Below are 17,537 nucleotides of genomic sequence, written 5' to 3'. Positions count from 1 at the left end.
GCTCACTCTTTAGCCGGCTCGCGGGCCAGGCGGTCGATTTCTTCACGGAACTCATCGAGGTCCTGGAAGCGCCGGTATACCGAAGCGAAGCGGATGTAGGCCACTTCATCGAGCTTGCGCAATTCGGCCATCACCAGCTCACCCACCACCAGCGACTTGACTTCGCGCTCACCCGTAGCGCGCAGGCGGCTCTTGATATGCGCCAGGGCCGCCTCGAGGCGTTCGACGCTGACCGGGCGCTTCTCCAACGCACGCTGCATGCCGGCACGCAGCTTTTCTTCGTCGAAAGGCTGGCGCGTGCCGTCCTGCTTGATCAGCCGGGGCAATACCAACTCGGCGGTTTCGAAGGTGGTGAAACGCTCGCCGCAGGCCACGCATTCGCGACGGCGGCGCACTTGTTCGCCCTCGGCGACCAGGCGCGAGTCGATGACCTTGGTGTCGTTGGCACCGCAAAAGGGACAGTGCATGGTGGCAGGCAACAAAAAAAGGGAGGGCCATGGTAGCGCATCCCACTGGCAAGACAAGCCAAAGGGGTTAACATCCAAGGTAAATCTGCCCCTGAAGGATTACCCCATGCATTATCGAGCGCTCGTCGTGCTGGGCTGCGCCGCCCTGCTCGCCGCCTGTGGCAGCGACCGGCCGAAGACCGAGCCAGCCCCGGCACCTGCGCCCGCCAAGGTGGCGAAAAAGGCTGAACCGCTGGGCCCGCTGCCCGCCTATCAACGCGAACTGAGCGGTACCTTGCTGGAAATCCCCCGCGGTGCCGACGTGGAACTGGCCTTGCTGGTCATCGACGAGCGCGACCGCCCGCAACAGCTTCTGGCCAGCAGTACCCTGACCGGCACCGGCCAGGCGCTGCCCTACCGCCTGCGCTTCAACCCCGAGGTCTTCCCGGCCGGCGGTCGGGTCGAGCTGCGTGGGCGCGCCAGCCAATCGGGCCAACTGATCATGCACCTGCCGCCCGTGCGCATCACCCAGGCCCAGACTCAGGCCACTGGCCCGCTGCGCTTCAAAAAGGCGCCTTAGGTGGCGCCGCTTGCCCTGCAACAGGCCCTCAGCGGCCTGATCGGCGAAGCGCGGCTGGTCGTCACTGAACTGCCGGGGTGCGCGCTCAAACTCTGGTTGATCGACGATCAGAACATGGACCGCGCCTTCAGCAGCGAAGAAACCCGGCGCATTCTCGAAGACCCACCGTACTGGAGCTTTTGCTGGGCCAGCGGCCTGGCCATGGCCCGTTACCTGGCAGCGCACCCGCAGTGGGTGGCCGGCAAGCGCGTGCTGGACTTCGGCGCCGGTTCCGGTATCGCCGGCATTGCCGCGGCGCGCGCCGGCGCATCGGAAGTGGTGGCCTGCGATCTCGACCCGCTGGCACTCGATGCCAGCCGCGCCAATGCCGAGCTGAACGGGGTCGAGCTCAGCTACAGCAACGACTTCTTTGCCGAAGACGACCGCTTCGACCTGATTCTGGTTGCGGATGTGCTCTACGACCGCGCCAATCTGCCGCTGCTGGATGCCTTCCTCGGCCGTGGCCGTCAGGCCCTGGTGGCAGACTCCCGAGTACGCGATTTCAGACACCCGCTTTACCAGCAGCTGGGCGTGCTTGAAGCACTGACCCTCCCGGACCTGGCCGAGCCGCACGAATTCCGCCGGGTCAGCCTGTACCACGCCAGCCGCGAGCCTTTATAGTGGTGCCATTCACGGATTTGCGAGAGTCACGATGAGCCAGGAAACACCGTTTATCTTCGATGCCACCGACGCCAACTTTCAGCAACTGGTGATCGAAAACTCCTTTCACAAGCCGGTCCTCGTGGACTTCTGGGCAGAGTGGTGCGCGCCCTGCAAGGCGCTGATGCCACTGCTGGCGAAGATCGCCGAGGGTTATCAGGGCGAGCTGCTGCTGGCCAAGATCAACTGCGACGTCGAGCAGCAAGTCGTTGCCCAGTTCGGCATTCGCAGCCTGCCCACGGTGGTGCTGTTCAAGGATGGCCAGCCAGTCGACGGCTTTGCCGGGGCGCAGCCGGAGTCGGCGATCCGCGCCATGCTTGAGCCGCATGTGCAGATGCCTGCCGCGCCGGCAGCATCCCCCTTGGAACAGGCCAAAGCCTTGTTCGCCGAAAGCCGTTTCGCCGAGGCGGAGGCACTGCTGCAGGCGCTGCTGGGGGAAGACAACAGCAATGCCGAGGCGCTGATCCTGTATGCGCGCTGCCTGGCCGAGCGCGGCGAGCTGGGCGAAGCGCAAGTCGTGCTGGACGCGGTCAAGACCGATGAGCACAAGGCTGCCCTGGCCGGGGCCAAAGCGCAGCTGACCTTCCTGCGCCAGGCCGCCAGCCTGCCGGAAGTCGCCGACCTGAAAAGCCGCCTGGCGCAGAACCCCCAGGATGATGAGGCGGCCTACCAACTGTGCATCCAGCAGTTGGCACGCCAGCAGTATGAAGCGGCGCTGGATGGCCTGCTGAAACTGTTCCAGCGTAACCGCGCCTATGAAAACGGCTTGCCGCAGAAGGCGATGCTGCAGGTGTTCGACTTGCTCGGTGGCGACCATCCGCTGGTCGCGGTTTACCGCCGCAGACTGTCTTCGGCGATGTTCTGATTCGCCCAGCAGGCGAGGGCTATGCCCTCGCTTGCGCGGCCGCACAGGGCAATCGCCTCAACCGATCCAGTGATACACCGGCGCATCCGCGCCACTTTCCACTTTCACTTCACTGCTGTGGCGCAACCGCACCAACAGCCGCTTACCCGCCGCCGTACTGCCCGCCAGCCCTTCCAAGCGGTCCAGCAATTCAGGCCCGCTCATCTGCCCCGCCTTACGAAGCACCTCGCGCGCGGCCGTCAACTGCCCGTCATCCTGGCGCGGCGCTGCCGCCATGGCCTGCGGTGTGGCGTCGGCCGCCACAGGCACCTCACGCTGCCGCCCCAACTGCGCCCACTCCGCGGGCTCCAGTTCGATGGTCAGGTCCACCGGCCAGTCTCCAATCTGTCCCCGAATTCTCACGATGCATTCCTTCAAGCGCTCCAATGCCCCCATGCTACAGCAACATGAAACCTGCAGAACGCAGGCTGGCGGCACAGATAGAAGCTGTTATAACATCACCAATTCATTCCCAGCCCGCTTCTGGAGTCGTCCATGCGTCGCCTGCTGCTCGCCCTGCCCTTCGCCCTACTGCCCCTGGCCGTGGCTCATGCCCACGACGACCACGACCATGACCATGATCACGCCCACGGCACGCTCGGCGCGCATGAGCACGGGGTGGCCAAGCTCAACGTGGTACTCGACGGCAACACCCTCGAGCTGGAGCTCGACAGCCCGGCAATGAACCTGGTGGGCTTTGAACACAGCGCCAGCAGCGACGCCGACAAAGCCAAGGTCGCCGCCGTGCGCCAACAGCTCGAGCAACCCCTGAAGCTGTTTGGTCTGCCAGCGGCTGCTGGCTGCACGGAAGATGCTCAGGAACTGGAGAGTCCACTGTTCGGTGATGCGGCAAAAGATGACGACGGTGATGAGCATGAACATGAGCATGGCCACCAGCACAGCGATATCGATGCGCACTATCAGCTCAAATGCTCCGCCCCGGAGAAGATCGCTGAGCTCGACCTCGCACCGCTGTTCAAGGCCTTCCCTGCTACGCAAAAAATCAATGTGCAGTTGATCGGCCCGAACGGCCAGAAAGGCCTGGAAACCTCGCCTGCCAATGCCGTGGTTCGGTTCTGAATGAGCCTGCCGCTGATCGCGCTGCAAGACCTGGTGTTTGCCTGGCCAGGGCAGCCGCCATTGCTGGATATCCCCGCGTTTCGCCTGGAAGCAGGCGAAGCCTTGTTCCTCAAGGGCCCCAGCGGCAGTGGCAAGACCACGCTACTGGGGCTGTTGGGCGGGGTGAACGTGCCTGCCCAGGGCCGCATCCAGTTGCTCGGCCAGGATCTCGGCGGCTTGGGCCAGAGCGCTCGCGACCGCTTTCGGGTCGATCACACCGGCTATATCTTCCAGCAGTTCAACCTGCTGCCATTCCTTTCGGTACGGGAAAACGTCGAACTGCCTTGTCGCTTCTCCAGCAGCCGCAAGGCTCGGGCCGAGCAGCGTCATGGCAGTGCCCACCAGGCGGCCAGCGCACTGCTGGCCCACCTGGGCCTGGACGAGCCCGCACTGCTTGCCCGCCGCGCCGACAGCCTATCGATTGGCCAGCAACAACGGGTCGCCGCGGCCCGTGCATTGATCGGCCAACCCGAGCTGGTCATTGCCGACGAACCCACCTCGGCACTGGATGCCGACACCCGGGAAGCGTTCATCCGCCTGCTGTTCGATGAATGCCGTGCTGCCGGCGCCAGCCTGCTGTTCGTCAGCCATGACCAGAGCCTTGCACCGCTGTTCGACCGTCATCTGTCACTGGCCGAGCTGAACCGCGCAGCCAAGCCCCGGGAGGCCTGATGTACCTGCTTCGCCTTGCCCTGGCCAGCCTGGCCAATCGCCGTTTCACCGCGTTCCTCACCGCCTTCGCCATCGCCTTGTCGGTGTGCCTGCTGCTGGCTGTCGAGCGCGTGCGCACCGAAGCCCGTGCCAGTTTCGCCAGCACCATCAGCGGCACCGACCTGATCGTTGGCGCCCGCTCGGGCTCGGTAAACCTGCTGCTGTATTCCGTATTCCGCATTGGCAATGCCACCAACAATATTCGTTGGGACAGTTACCAGCATTACGCCCAGGATCCACGGGTGAAGTGGGCGATCCCCATTTCCCTGGGCGACTCGCACCGCGGGTATCGGGTGATGGGCACCACCGGTGAGTACTTCAGCCATTATCAGTATGGTCGCCGGCAGCATCTGGAGCTGAGCCAGGGGCGTGAGTTTGCCAGCGATCCGTTCGAGGTGGTGCTGGGCGCCGAGGTGGCCGAGGCCCTGCATTACAGGCTTGGCGACAAGCTGGTGCTGGCTCACGGCGTGGCGGCGATAAGCCTGGTCAAGCATGACGACAAGCCGTTCACCGTGGTCGGCGTGCTGAAACGCACCGGCACGCCGGTCGACCGTACACTGCACATCAGCCTGGCGGGGATGGAGGCGATCCATATCGACTGGCATAACGGCGTGCCTGCACGTGGCGCCGGGCGCATCAGCGCCGAGCAGGCCCGAACCATGGACTTGCAGCCGGCCGCCATCACTGCCTTCATGCTCGGCCTGAACAGCAAGATCGCCACCTTCAGCCTGCAGCGCGAGATCAATGAATACCGCAGCGAGCCGCTGCTGGCGATCTTGCCCGGGGTAGCGCTGCAGGAGTTGTGGAGCCTGATGGGCACGGCCGAACAAGCCTTGTTCGTGGTCTCGCTGTTTGTCGTACTGACCGGTTTGATCGGCATGCTCACGGCGATTCTCACCAGCCTCAACGAACGTCGCCGGGAGATGGCGATTCTGCGCTCGGTGGGCGCCCGGCCTTGGCACATTGCCGGGTTGCTGGTGCTTGAAGCGCTGGCGCTGGCCAGTGCGGGTATCGTTGCCGGGCTAGGCCTGCTGTATGCCGGCATCGCGCTGGCCCAAGGCTACGTTCAGGCCAATTACGGCCTGTACCTGCCGCTGGCCTGGCCCAGCACGCACGAGTGGACGCTGCTTGCTATCATCCTCGGCGCAGCGCTGCTGATGGGCAGCGTGCCGGCCTGGCGCGCCTATCGGCAGTCGCTGGCCGATGGCCTGTCGATTCACCTTTGAGAAAACGCCATGCTTCGCGCGCTGTTGTTATCCCTACTGATGCTCGCCGCCCCCACCTGGGCGGCCGAGCCCCGCGAACTCGATTGGCCTGCACTGATCCCCGAAGGCGCGCCGATCATCCCGCCGCAGCTGGCCCCACTGCACGACATGTCGCAGCTGAGCAATGCCCTGTCCGCGGAATCAGCCCCAGCGGCGCGCCAGCAAGCGCCCGATGCGCCGGTGGTGCAGGAACTGGACGGCCAGCACATCAAACTTCCCGGCTATATCGTGCCGCTGGAGGTCAGCGAAGAAGGTCGCACTACCGAGTTCCTGTTAGTGCCCTACTACGGCGCCTGCATCCATGTTCCGCCACCGCCTTCCAACCAGATCGTGCATATTTTCAGCGAAATGGGGGTACGCGTCGAAGACCTGTACCAGCCTTACTGGATCGAAGGAAAGCTGCATGTCAAAGCCTCCAGCAGCGAGCTGGCCGACGCCGGTTACCAGATGGACGCCGAGAAAATATACGCTTATGAGCTGAAGTGAGAACTGTTTCTAATTCATGAATGCAGTTCTTTGAGCTGGGTCAAACATTACGTTTAGACGGCTCCGTACCATTGGACAACTCGATTACTCACGTCCTTTCGGAGCTTCCATGAACAAGTCCTTGCTCGGCGCCTCACTTGTGGCCCTTGCGCTCGCCGCCCCTGCCGCCCACGCCTACCAGGCGGGAGACATGATCCTTCGTGCAGGCGCGATCACCACCGCCCCGAACGAAAGCAGCGGCGACCTGAAGTTCGACGGCAACAAGGTGTCGGGCACCAAGGCGACACTGGACAGCGACACCCAGCTGGGCCTGACCTTCGCTTACATGCTCACCGACCACATCGGCCTCGAACTGCTGGCCGCCACGCCGTTCCAGCACACCGTTGGCGTCAAAGGCCTGGGCGGCGGCCTGGACGGCAAGCTGGCCGACATCAAGCAGCTGCCACCGACACTGTCGCTGCAGTACTACCCGATGGCGCCCAACTCGCGCTTCCAGCCCTACGCTGGCATCGGTATCAACTACACCCTGTTCTTCGACGAAGACCTGAGCAGCGAGCGCAAGCAACAAGGCTTCAGCAACCTCGAGCTGCAGGACTCGGTCGGTATCGCCGGCCAACTGGGCATGGACTACATGCTCACGGACAACCTGCTGGTCAACGCCTCGGTCTGGTACGTCGATATCGACACCAAGGCCAGCGTCGACGGCCCGAGCGCGCTGGGCTACAGCAAGACCAAGGTCAACGTGGAAGTCGACCCATGGGTCTACATGGTCGGCCTTGGCTACAAGTTCTGACCACTGCGGTGCAAGCCGGTCAAGGCTTGATGGCAGTCAGTTAGCGTTATCAGGGCTGCTACGCAGCCCATCGCCGGCAAGCCGGCTCCCACCGGTACGGCGCAGGCCCCAAGAACTGGCGTAGGCCAGCGGCGCAAGCCTCAAGAACTGCCGCAGCCCCCCAGGTCCGGCGCAGTCTCAAGAACTGCCGCAGTCCTGTGGGAGCCGGCTTGCCGGCGATAGGGCCGGCACAGACGCCGGAATTCCAGCGCCGAGCGCGCTAACAAGCCAACCCCCACAGATACGGCGCAAGCCACAAGAACTGCCCCAGCCCTGTGGAAGCCGGCTAGCCGGCGATGGGCCTCACCCCCCCCTGAGTCAGGCCTTGCCGAGCAAACGAGCCAGGCCTTCTTCCATCGATGTCGGCTGCGGGAAGTCGAACCGGGCCAGCAAGCGCTGGTTATCCGCGCGCGAATGGCGGATATCACCCGAGCGCGCGGGGCCATGGCTGATCGCCGGCAGGCTGCCCACCACCGTTTCCAGTGCCTTGAGCAACTGATTGAGCGAGGTTGCCTGGTTCAGGCCGATGTTCACCGCGCCCTCTTCCACCTGCGCCATCTCCAGCGCTTGCACCATCACCTGCACCAGATCGCCGACATAAAGGAAATCGCGGGTCTGCTCGCCGTCGCCAAACACGGTGATCGGCAGCCCCTGGGTCGCTCGCTCGCTGAAGATGCTGATCACCCCGGAGTACGGCGAGGATGGGTCCTGGCGCGGCCCGAAGATGTTGAAGAAGCGGAACACCACCGGCTCCAGCCCATGCTGGCGACGGTAGAAGTCCAGATACTGCTCGCTGGCCAGCTTGTCCACCGCATAGGGGGTCAGCGGCGCCTTGGGCGTCTCCTCGGCAATCGACTGGCCTTCGCCGTTGTTGCCATACACGGCCGCGCTGGAGGCGAACAGCACCCGGCGCACACCCTGCAGGCGCATGGCCTCACAGATATTCAGGGTGCCGATGAAATTGCTCTGGTGGGTCTTTACCGGGTCTTCGACCGAGGCCTGCACCGAAGCCACCGCAGCCAAGTGGACCACTGCGCTGCAACCGGTCGCGGTGCGCTGAACCAGTGCGGCATCGGCAACATCGCCTTCGACCAGCTCGAGGCGCGGGTTGCCCAGTTGCAGGTTGTCGCGCTTGCCAGTGGACAGGTCGTCGAGCACACGCACCGCGTAGCCTTTAGCCAGCAACGCATCGCACAGGTGGGAGCCAATGAAGCCGGCACCGCCGGTGATCAGGATGGGGGCGTCAGCCATGGCGGTAGAATCGGTCCAGTAAAGGCGGCAGGCCGGCGCGCCAGGCACGCGGCTTGATGCCGAAGGTATGAAGGATTTTCTTGCAGGCCAGCACTGCGTTCTGTGGTTCTTCACTGGCATCCGGGCGGGCGGCATGGGCCTGCGCGGTCGGCGCCTGCACGGCCAGCTGGCGGTGCTGCCCGGCCTCTGCAAGGATCGCCTGGCCCAGCGCCAGCGGCGTGGTCGCCTCGTTACCGGCGTAGTGGTAAGTACCCCACAGCGGCGCGGTGCAATCGAGCTGCTTGAGCACCGACAGGATCACCCGTGCAGCATCGTCGACCGGCGTCGGGTTGCCGCGCCGGTCATCGGCCAGCAGCAGTTCCTGTGGCTGCTCGGCGCGGGTCAGGAAGCGGCCCAAGGCACCGTCGATGCTCTCGTCCAGCAGCCAGCCAAAGCGCAGCAACACATGCTGCGGGCACGCCGCACGCACGCTCTGCTCGATGCGCCACAACGCCTGACCACGCAGGCCCAACGGCACCGGCTCATCCTTTTCGCTATAGGCCGTGGCACGCGAGCCATCGAACACCCGGTAGCTGGAAGGCTGCACCAGGGTGATCTGGTGGTGCTGGCACAGCTCCGCCAGCCGCTCCACCGCCCGCTCCTGCTGAGCCAGGCGCTGTTCGCTGACCGACTCGGCCTGGAACCAGTCGAAGTAGTAAGCCAGGTTGACCAAGGCGTCGGGGCGATGATCGTCGAGCAGCTGGGTCAGGCTGGCCGGCGTCCAGCCGTCTTCCGGCGGGCGCGGCGCCAGAAATGCGATGTCCTCCTCGGCCCCGAGACGAATCAGCGCTTGCCCAAGGGCATTGCCACCACCCAACAGCATCAGGCGCATACGCATAGAGTCAGCAGATCCGAACAGGTTGATGAGGGAAAGGGGTCATTTTGCGGTTTCCAGGCGGGGAAGTCCAACCCTGAGGCTGACAGCACTGCCTGCGTAAGACGATTCCTACCATAGCTATGGACTTTCCCCACAACTCACAAGAGCACGGCCCTACATCCTCGGTAAAAAATATCGAGTTAGATAGTCAGCACCCTAAAAACAAGTTCCACCTTCCCCTACATAAAAAGAAATAACAATGACAGGGTTAAACTCAAAGTCCAGATCTCAGATCCTCAATCTCACACTCAACAAACCGCCAGCCAGCATCGACTTCTTACCAAGCTCTTACTCCGCACTATTGATCAACAATAGTAAGGCACCTCATGCTCGCGACATTTTCAAGGACAACCGAAGACTGCTGGTTCGACTATTCGGGTATTCACCGGATGCAAGGCCGTGACTTTACAACAAGATCCACTGATCGTACGCGAGATATAAATGGAGATTGAAGTTTCATTACTCTTACCGCTGGCCTCGATCGCATTGCTCGCCGGTTTTTTTGATGCGATAGCAGGAGGCGGAGGGTTACTCACGTTGCCGGCCTTTTTCATCGCAGGTGTCGATCCGGTGGCGGCAATGGCTACCAATAAATTTCAGGCCTCTTCAGCCAGTGTTTCAGCCGTATGGGCGTTCGCGCGCAAGCGAATGATCGAGTGGCGAACTGGCTGGCCCATGGCCGCTTTGTCATTCGTCGGTGGCGCTACAGGCGCATTGTCGATCAGCATGCTCGACAAAGCCCTCCTGCAATCAGTTGTACCCATCTTGCTGATTACAGTGGCCCTCTATTTCGCGCTCAGCCCCAAGCTTGATACCAAGGCGCGCAGGCAGAGGGTCTCGTATCTGGTCTTCACGCTGGCAGTTGCTCCAGTCATTGGGTTCTACGACGGTATATTCGGGCCAGGCACGGGGTCATTTTTCATGGTGGCCTTCACGTTACTCTTGGGGCAACACCTGATGCAGGCGATCTGCAGCAGCAAATTGCTCAATGCATCCTGCAACCTCGGGGCCCTTTCGGTGTTTGCTTTCAGCGGCGCAATCATCTGGCCTCTGGCACTGGCCATGGCAGTTTGCGCCATTGTCGGTGCGCAACTCGGCGCACGTTGTGCACTGTACTTCGGGCCACGGCTGATCAAGCCATTGCTGATCACTATTTGCTGCCTGATGTCGTTGAAGCTGCTACTCAGCGAGGGGCATCCGGTTGGGGAGTGGTTGCGACAACTTTAAGCCTTCATTGAACAGGCAATGAGCCGGGAGTCCGCCCCCTTTCCAACCGGTGCGGCCTCGGCAAAGTTGGCCCACCCACTGGCCATGTACTTCTCAGAGGTCACCGGCGGCAATACGTGTACAAGCGCTCATCTATTCGATTTCGAACAACCCGTTACTGAGCGGGCCCACGCTCAACCGCTCACGCACATCGTCATCGATGCGCGGATCATCCGGCTGATACAGCTTCACCTGCCGGGAGGCATTGATGCGATTGATCTCCTCACCCAGGTACTCCCACACCACGCGGGTACAGGCCGGGTTGCGCCGGTCGCCGCTGGAGACGCCGGTCTTCAGGCCATTCAAGCGGGTGATGCGGCTTTTGAAGCTGGGGATGAGGATGGTCTGGCTCATCTCGTTCAGGGTCAGCGACTCGTAGTCGATGAGAAACATCCGGTCCTGCAGCTGAAACGCCGCGCCCAGGTAGCGGCAACGCACCTCGGCATGCAGGTCGGTAGCGCTCGAGCGCTCCTGGCGCTCCTGGCGTTCGAACAGGAAGCGGCCGCGCTCCTCGCGCAGGTGCACCAGCGACACCAGGATCGTGCCGGGTACCGACATGCAGTTGGAGTACTCGAAGTAGTAGCCGCAATAGCGCGACAGGTTGCCGGCGTGCTCGTGCAGCGGGCGGAACAGCTCGCTGATCGGGTCGCTGGGCTGGTCGGCCAAAGCCGATACCCGGGCGCCGATCAAGCGGGCGAACTGTTCGGGTGGCAAATTCAGCTCGTAATCCTCGACACCGAAGAAATCACCGATGCGTTTGAGGTTGAACGCTGTCGGACGGCTCTGCCCGCTCAGGTACTTGTTGAACTGCGCGCGGTTGATCGACAGCTGGCGGCAAACTTCGGAGATAGAGCGGTAGTGGCTGCAGGCCAATTTGAGGTTGCTAGCGAAATGATCGCTCATTTTAGGCATCCAGGGTGACGCGAATGGCGCAAGTGTAGCATCAAGTCGCATCAACTCAGAGCAACCCGCGAAATTGTAACCACTCTTGTCATGGCCAACCATGCGCCCCAACGATAGCGGTGCGCCTGCCGTCCGCTGGTCTTTCCACGCGAAGAATAAGAATCGAGGTCATTTTCCAATGCTCGAAGCACTCAACGATTTCCTTTCGGGGAAGCTTCTCATCGTGCTGATCGTCGGTCTCGGCGGTTACTTCACCATCCGCTCGCGGTTCGTACAGTTCCGCCATTTCGCCCACATGTTCAGTGTGTTCAAGGAATCGCTGCGTGGCCAGGCAGGCCAGTTGAGCTCCTTCCAGGCCCTGATGCTGAGCCTGGCCGGCCGCGTCGGCGCCGGTAACATCGCCGGTGTCGGCATCGCCGTGACCCTGGGTGGCCCGGGCGCCGTGTTCTGGATGTGGGTCACCGCCTTGGTGGGCATGGCCAGCAGCTTCTTCGAATGCACCCTGGCCCAGGTATACAAGCGCGCCGATGGCGATGGCCTGTACCGTGGTGGCCCGGCCTACTACATCCTGCACGGCCTGAAGCTCAGGAGCATGGCCATCGTGTTCTCGATCCTGCTGCTGGTCACCTACGGCTTCGCCTTCATGGGCCTGCAGTCGTACACCGTGACACACTCGCTACAGAACGCTTTCGGCTTTGACCCAAGCCACACCGGTATCGCCCTGGCGGTGCTGCTGGCCATCGTGTTCCTGGGTGGCATCAAGCGTATCGCTGCGGTCTCCGACCTGCTGGTACCGGTCAAGACCCTGGCCTACATCGCCGTAACCCTGTACGTGATCGGCACCCAGATCGAACACGTGCCGGCCATGCTGGAAACCATCTTCAAGAGCGCCTTCGGTCTGGACCCTGCATTCGCCGGCCTGCTCGGCAGCGCCATCGTCATGGGCGTGAAGCGCGGCGTGTTCGCCAACGAAGCAGGCTTGGGCAGTGCGCCCAACGTTGCTGCCGTGGCAGCTGTGAAACACCCGGGCGCACAAGGCGTGGTCCAGGCATTCAGCGTGTTCCTCGACACCTTCCTGATCTGCACCTGCACCGCCCTGCTGATCCTGCTGTCTGGCTTCTATACCCCGGGCTTCGAAGGTGACGGTATCGTCCTGACCCAGAACTCGCTGGCCGCGGTGGTCGGTGACTGGGGCCGCCTGTTCGTCAGCGTCGCGCTGTCGCTGTTCGTCTTCACCTGCATCCTCTACAACTACTACCTGGGTGAAAACAGCCTGCAGTTCCTCAGCCGCAACCGCATGGTATTGCTGGTGTTCCGTGGCCTGGTGCTGGCGCTGGTGGTATGGGGCTCGGTACAGGACCTGACGACCGTGTTCGCATTCGCCGACATCACCATGACCTGCCTGGCCTTCGTCAACCTGGTCGCCCTGGCCCTGCTGTTCAAGGTCGGCTTGCGCGTGATGCGCGATTACGATGACCAGCGCAAAGCCGGCATCAAGCAGCCTGTGTTCGACTCGAGCAAATTCGCCGACCTGGACCTGGACCGCGACGCCTGGCCGGCCAATCCTCAGGCCGAAACTGCCGCTGACACGACCGTCGGCCAAGTTCAGCCGCAGCGCTGATATCCTCGCCTGCCCAGCCGCCCCATTCGCGGGCGGCTGCCTACTCTCCGCTCACCGCTACGGATGCTTTCCATGCGTGCAGTCAAGAATCTTCTCGTCCTCTACACCGGGGGCACCATCGGCATGCTCGAAACCGCCGAAGGGCTGGCACCGGCCGGTGGTTTCGATGCGCGAATGCGCGAACACTTCGCCCAACTGAGCGATGCACCCCAGCTGCAGTGGACGCTGCAGGAAATGAACCCACTGCTCGACAGTGCCAACATGCAGCAGCACAACTGGCTGGCAATGCGTGATGCCATCGTCGATGCAGTGGACAATGACGGCCACGATGGCGTGCTGGTGCTGCATGGCACCGATACCCTCGCCCACAGCGCGGCGGCGTTGTCGTTCCTGCTGCTGGGCCTGCCGGTACCCGTACTGCTGACCGGGTCTATGTTGCCGGCCGGTGCACCGGGCAGTGATGCCTGGGACAACCTGTGCGGTGCCCTGCACCAGTTCGAACAAGGCCTTGAGGATGGCGTACAGCTGTACTTCCATGGCCAGCTGCTGCCGGGCTGCCGCGCCTCGAAGCTTCGCAGCGAAGCGTTCGACGCCTTCGCCGCGTTGCCGCGTCATCGTGAAGGCGAACGGGCGAACAACGTACCGGCCGAGCTGGGTTATCGCCAGCAGCGCCAGCCGGTGAACCTCGCCGTGATGCCGGTATTCCCGGGGTTGCAGGCCGAACACCTGCGTGCGCTGCTCGACACCGGGGTGCAAGGGCTGCTGCTGGAGTGTTACGGCAGCGGCACCGGGCCATCGGATGACCAGGCTCTGCTCGACGTGCTGCGCTCTGCGCGCCAACGTGGGGTGATGCTGGTTGCCATCAGCCAGTGCCCAGAGGGTTCGGTGGTGTTCGATACCTATGCGGCGGGCAACCGCCTGCGTGGTGCCGGCCTGGTCAGTGGCGGAGGCATGACCCGTGAGGCGGCGCTGGGCAAGCTGTTTGCGCTGCTGGGCGCGGGGCTGGATGCAGAGGCTGCAGAGCCGTGGTTTGCGCTGGACCTGTGCGGCGAGCGCGCGTGACCAGGAAATTGGCGGAAGGCAGCGGGAGTCGAACCTGCCCGGGAACGGCTGCCGTCCCCAACCGGGTTTGAAGCCCGGCCGCGCCACCGGGCGCGATTGCCTTCCTTGAACTCAGTGCCTGGCCTGCTGCTGGGCCAGGGCGCTGTCGGCGCGGATGTGACGCTGATCGGCAACCCTGCGGGTCAGGCCGATACGGTCGAAGTATTCCAAAATCTGCACACTGCGCTTGCGACCGATGCCCAACATATCGCGAAATGCGGCCACCTGCACTACCGGCGTTTCATTCGCTTGCCCAAGCAGCAGCTCTGCCATGCGCTGTAGCGTCGCCTCGGGGTAGAACAGGTCACGTACCACCTGATGCACGACGCCAAGCCTGGCCAACTTTCGAAGCAACAGGCGCACATCCGCCTCGGCACATTGTTCTTCGCTGGCCAGCGTCCGCACCCATGGCGGATCGAACTGCCCTTCCAGCAACCTTGGCTGCAGCCGCGACCATAGCGCGCTGTCGGCGTCGCTCAACTGCACCTTGTGATGGGGCAGATGCAACCACGGCCCGCTGCTGGCAATGGCGCCTTCGCCGAGCATTTCCTCGATCAGGCTGACGAAGGCGGGACGCTCGACGGGCAAAGCGGCGAAGCGGCGCAGGCGGTCACGGTCCGGGCCGAGCTGATCGGGCTCCTGCTCGTGGAACGCCACCAGTTGTTCACGCAGCTGGTGTTTGAGCGCCTGCCACTGGGTCTTGGCGAACAACAACTGGCCCTGCCTTGTGGCGACCACCAGCACATCAGCAGGCAACTGCCAGCCCTCACGCAAGCGGTTGAACTGGCGCTCCAGCCGCTGCGGGTCAAGCCCACCCGGCGCGTTGTGAAGCAAGGCCATCAGGGCCTGCTCCAGGCCCTCGGCATCACGCAGCACCTTCAACTGGCGCAAGCGCGCCTCGCTGCGACGCTGCCGGCTCGGGGCGAACGGGTCCAGCACCGTACCGCCGCCAAGCGTGCGCTGGGCACGCTGGTCGCGCAGCACCAGGCGGTCGCCGTGCACGGCTTGCAGCGGCGCATTGAGCAACAATTGGGCGAACATACGCTGGCCTGCAGGCAGGCGCTCGCCTTCGAGCAGGGCGACCCGCGCGGTGACGTCCTGGGTGCCCAGATGTACGTGCACGGCACTGAAATGTTCGAAGGGACGGGCTTCCCCGGTGAGCAGTTGCAGTTCGATGTCCACCCGTGTGCTGGGCGCGTGCAGCCACTGCGATACCAGCCAGTCGCCACGGCGCACCTGCTCCATGGCGAGCCGCTCGGCTGCAATGTTCAGTGCCACACGCTGCCCGGCTTCAGCCACCAGCGCGGCCTGGTTCTGCGCATGCAGACCGCGTACGCGCACGGCTTTACCGGCCTTGCCCAGCAACAACGTATCACCCGCGCTCACACGCCCGGCCAGCGCCGTACCGGTGACCACCAGGCCAGCCCCGGTGACCGCGAAGACGCGGTCGATAGCCAGGCGAAAGCCCCCACGCACGCTGCGCCGCTTCAAGCGCTCGCCCGCCGCCAGCACAGCATCACGCAGCGCCTCGACCCCCTCGCCGGTGACACTCGACAGCGGGAACTGCGTCGCCCCGGCATAAGGCCCGGGCGCCAGCAGTTGCGCAATCTGCGCCTGTACCTCGGCCACGCGCGCCGGCGCGACCCGGTCGCACTTGCTGATTGCCACCAGTGCCTGGGGAATGCCCAGCAACTCGATGATCGCCAGGTGCTCACGGGTCTGTGGCATGACGCCGTCATCGGCAGCCACCACCAGCAACACCAGATCGATACCATGGGCGCCGGCAAGCATGTTGTGGATGAAACGCTCGTGGCCGGGCACATCGATGAAGCCCGTCAGTGGCGCGCCTTCGGCGAGGGCGGCATAGCGATAGCCCAGGTCGATGGTCATGCCGCGCTCGCGTTCTTCCTGGCGGTGATCGCCGGCCTGCCCGGTCAGGGCCTGGAGCAATGCGGTCTTGCCGTGGTCGATGTGGCCGGCAGTCCCAACGATCACTGCACCGGCCCCAGCTGCAGGGAAGGTAACTGCGCCAACCACTGGGCTTCGTCGTCCAGTTGGCGCAGGTCGAGCCACAACGCATCATCGTCGATACGGCCAAGTACCGGCACCGCAAGGTCGCGCAAGGCGCGTTCCAGCACATGCAGGCTGCGCCCGCGCAATTTCTTCGACACATGTGGGCGCAGGCACAGCGCGGCGCTGGGTAGGCGGGCGACCGGCTGGCTGCCGCTGCCGATCATGCCGAGCGCAGGCTCGACGCTGACCGCCCATTGCGCCCCTAGACGGGCTTTGAGCTCGGGGGCCAGGCGCTCGGCCTGGGCGTGGATCTCAGCCTGGCTGCGGGTCAACAGGCGCAGGCTGGGCAAGCGTTCGGCCAGCCTGTCCGGGTTGCGGTACAACGCCAGCACGGCTTCGAGGGCCGCGAGGGTGATCTTGTCGACGCGCAGGGCACGTTTGAGCGGGTTTTTCTTGATCCTGGCGATCAGGTCCTTGCGCCCGACGATGATCCCGGCCTGCGGGCCGCCCAGCAGCTTGTCACCGCTGAAGGTCACGATATCCGCGCCATCGGCCAGGGCCTGGCGCACAGTCGGTTCGGCGGGCAGGCCCCAGCGGGTCAGGTCGAGCAGACTGCCGCTGCCCAAATCTTCGAGCAGTGGCAGCTCATGCAGATGGGCGATACGTGCAAGCTCTGCGGTGGGCACCTGGGTGGTGAAGCCCTGGATGCTGTAGTTGCTGCAATGCACCCGCATCAACAAGCCGGTACGCGGGCCGATGGCAGCTTCGTAGTCGCGGGCATGAGTGCGGTTGGTGGTGCCGACCTCGTGCAGGCGTACACCGGCACGGGCCATGATGTCGGGAATGCGAAAGGCGCCACCGATCTCGATCAGCTCCCCGCGGGAGATGATGCCCTCCTTGCGCGCGCCCAGGCTGTTGAGTGCAAGCAGCACGGCGGCAGCATTGTTGTTGACCACGGTGACCGCTTCGGCGCCGGTCAGCTCGCGGATCAGCCCTTCGATGAGATCGTCTCGGTCGCCACGCTTGCCGGTGGCAAGGTCGAACTCCAGGTTGAGCGGATAGCGGGCGGCGGTCTGCATGGCTGCAACGGCTTCCTCCGGCAACAGGGCACGACCCAGGTTGGTGTGCAGCACCGTGCCGGTGAGGTTGAAGACGCGGCGTACCTGGCTGCGCTGCTGGGCCGCCAGGCGCTCGCCGCTGCGGCCCAGGAGGATTTCAGCGCCCAGTTCGGCAGTGCCGAGTTGGCCGTTGCGAACAGGTTCGCGTAGGTCGTCGAGCAGTTGGCGCAGGGTGGCAAGCACGGCGTCGCGGCCATGGCGCTCGATCAGCGGGAGGCAGGCCGGGTGGCGTAGCAGGGTGTCGATGGACGGGAGCCGTGGCGTGTTGCTGGCGAGGCTTGAAGACATCAGGTACTACCTTATCCA

Annotated in this window: 18 protein-coding genes and 1 tRNA gene; 11 read left to right on the top strand and 8 right to left on the bottom strand. The window is 63.8% G+C overall.

All coding sequences use genetic code 11. The features are described from left to right. Nucleotides 1-2: 2 nt before the first annotated feature. Nucleotides 3-467, bottom strand: a complete 465-nt coding sequence (nrdR, locus tag OSW16_RS02970) for a transcriptional regulator NrdR (RefSeq protein WP_008092351.1) — start codon at nucleotides 465-467, stop codon at nucleotides 3-5. 106 nt (nucleotides 468-573) lie between these two features. Between nrdR and OSW16_RS02965 the strand changes: the two genes are divergently transcribed. From OSW16_RS02965 to trxA, 3 genes are read left to right on the top strand one after another with little or no spacing between them, the layout of a single operon-like run. Beyond that, the gene (locus tag OSW16_RS02965) at nucleotides 574-1,026 is read left to right on the top strand and encodes a YbaY family lipoprotein (RefSeq protein ID WP_267820639.1); all 453 of its coding nucleotides are present in this window, start codon (nucleotides 574-576) and stop codon (nucleotides 1,024-1,026) included. Next, on the top strand, nucleotides 1,027-1,686 hold the full coding sequence (locus OSW16_RS02960) for a class I SAM-dependent methyltransferase (RefSeq protein ID WP_267820637.1): 660 nt from the start codon (nucleotides 1,027-1,029) through the stop codon (nucleotides 1,684-1,686). 31 nt (nucleotides 1,687-1,717) lie between these two features. Next, on the top strand, nucleotides 1,718-2,590 hold the full coding sequence (gene trxA, locus OSW16_RS02955; RefSeq protein WP_241803990.1) for a thioredoxin: 873 nt from the start codon (nucleotides 1,718-1,720) through the stop codon (nucleotides 2,588-2,590). Nucleotides 2,591-2,647: 57 nt separating this feature from the next. Here the strand turns inward: trxA and OSW16_RS02950 are convergent, their stop codons facing one another. After that, entirely contained in the window at nucleotides 2,648-2,992 is a 345-nt protein-coding gene (locus OSW16_RS02950) for a hypothetical protein (RefSeq protein ID WP_267820635.1), read from the bottom strand. Nucleotides 2,993-3,124: 132 nt separating this feature from the next. Here OSW16_RS02950 and OSW16_RS02945 point away from each other — a divergent pair, with 132 nt between their 5' ends. From OSW16_RS02945 to OSW16_RS02925, 5 genes are all read left to right on the top strand, one after another. Then, entirely contained in the window at nucleotides 3,125-3,709 is a 585-nt protein-coding gene (locus tag OSW16_RS02945; protein WP_267820633.1) for a DUF2796 domain-containing protein, read from the top strand. Further along, entirely contained in the window at nucleotides 3,710-4,420 is a 711-nt protein-coding gene (locus OSW16_RS02940; RefSeq protein ID WP_267820632.1) for an ABC transporter ATP-binding protein, read from the top strand. Further along, nucleotides 4,420-5,685: an ABC transporter permease gene (locus tag OSW16_RS02935; RefSeq protein ID WP_241803994.1), complete on the top strand. Its 1,266-nt coding sequence runs from the start codon at nucleotides 4,420-4,422 to the stop codon at nucleotides 5,683-5,685. The genes OSW16_RS02940 and OSW16_RS02935 overlap by 1 nt, the downstream gene beginning before the upstream one ends. Nucleotides 5,686-5,694: 9 nt before the next feature. Next, nucleotides 5,695-6,210, top strand: coding sequence for a DUF3299 domain-containing protein (locus tag OSW16_RS02930; protein ID WP_267820630.1), 516 nt, complete (start codon nucleotides 5,695-5,697; stop codon nucleotides 6,208-6,210). Nucleotides 6,211-6,319: 109 nt separating this feature from the next. After that, complete coding sequence (locus OSW16_RS02925; protein ID WP_241803996.1) at nucleotides 6,320-7,003, top strand: OmpW/AlkL family protein; 684 nt, start codon at nucleotides 6,320-6,322, stop codon at nucleotides 7,001-7,003. Nucleotides 7,004-7,360: 357 nt separating this feature from the next. Here the strand turns inward: OSW16_RS02925 and OSW16_RS02920 are convergent, their stop codons facing one another. Then, complete coding sequence (locus OSW16_RS02920) at nucleotides 7,361-8,293, bottom strand: NAD-dependent epimerase/dehydratase family protein (RefSeq protein WP_267820628.1); 933 nt, start codon at nucleotides 8,291-8,293, stop codon at nucleotides 7,361-7,363. Beyond that, nucleotides 8,286-9,170, bottom strand: coding sequence for a sugar nucleotide-binding protein (locus OSW16_RS02915; protein ID WP_267820626.1), 885 nt, complete (start codon nucleotides 9,168-9,170; stop codon nucleotides 8,286-8,288). The genes OSW16_RS02920 and OSW16_RS02915 overlap by 8 nt, the downstream gene beginning before the upstream one ends. Nucleotides 9,171-9,650: 480 nt before the next feature. Here OSW16_RS02915 and OSW16_RS02910 point away from each other — a divergent pair, with 480 nt between their 5' ends. Continuing rightward, on the top strand, nucleotides 9,651-10,436 hold the full coding sequence (locus OSW16_RS02910) for a TSUP family transporter (protein WP_267820624.1): 786 nt from the start codon (nucleotides 9,651-9,653) through the stop codon (nucleotides 10,434-10,436). A gap of 132 nt (nucleotides 10,437-10,568) precedes the next feature. Here the strand turns inward: OSW16_RS02910 and OSW16_RS02905 are convergent, their stop codons facing one another. Further along, nucleotides 10,569-11,378, bottom strand: a complete 810-nt coding sequence (locus tag OSW16_RS02905) for a helix-turn-helix domain-containing protein (protein WP_267820622.1) — start codon at nucleotides 11,376-11,378, stop codon at nucleotides 10,569-10,571. A gap of 178 nt (nucleotides 11,379-11,556) precedes the next feature. Here OSW16_RS02905 and OSW16_RS02900 point away from each other — a divergent pair, with 178 nt between their 5' ends. After that, nucleotides 11,557-12,999 carry an alanine/glycine:cation symporter family protein gene (locus OSW16_RS02900; RefSeq protein ID WP_267820621.1) on the top strand — a complete coding sequence of 481 codons (1,443 nt, stop codon included), beginning with the start codon at nucleotides 11,557-11,559 and terminating at the stop codon, nucleotides 12,997-12,999. Between the two features lie 72 nt (nucleotides 13,000-13,071). Beyond that, nucleotides 13,072-14,061, top strand: coding sequence for an asparaginase (locus tag OSW16_RS02895; RefSeq protein WP_267820619.1), 990 nt, complete (start codon nucleotides 13,072-13,074; stop codon nucleotides 14,059-14,061). A 9-nt stretch (nucleotides 14,062-14,070) separates the two neighbouring features. On the opposite strand, the gene OSW16_RS02890 is transcribed toward OSW16_RS02895, so the two are convergent. The 3 genes from OSW16_RS02890 to selA form a co-directional block, all read right to left on the bottom strand. After that, a tRNA-Sec gene (locus tag OSW16_RS02890) sits at nucleotides 14,071-14,166 on the bottom strand. Nucleotides 14,167-14,172: 6 nt separating this feature from the next. After that, nucleotides 14,173-16,095, bottom strand: coding sequence for a selenocysteine-specific translation elongation factor (gene selB, locus OSW16_RS02885; protein ID WP_267820617.1), 1,923 nt, complete (start codon nucleotides 16,093-16,095; stop codon nucleotides 14,173-14,175). Further along, the gene (gene selA, locus OSW16_RS02880) at nucleotides 16,092-17,519 is read right to left on the bottom strand and encodes an L-seryl-tRNA(Sec) selenium transferase (RefSeq protein WP_267820615.1); all 1,428 of its coding nucleotides are present in this window, start codon (nucleotides 17,517-17,519) and stop codon (nucleotides 16,092-16,094) included. The genes selB and selA overlap by 4 nt, the downstream gene beginning before the upstream one ends. Nucleotides 17,520-17,537: the final 18 nt, after the last annotated feature.

The sequence above is a fragment of the Pseudomonas putida genome (genome assembly GCF_026625125.1).
GTDB lineage: Bacteria > Pseudomonadota > Gammaproteobacteria > Pseudomonadales > Pseudomonadaceae > Aquipseudomonas > Aquipseudomonas putida_X.
Note: the sequence above shows the minus strand (reverse complement) of the source record. Positions and strands in the feature narration are given on the sequence as shown.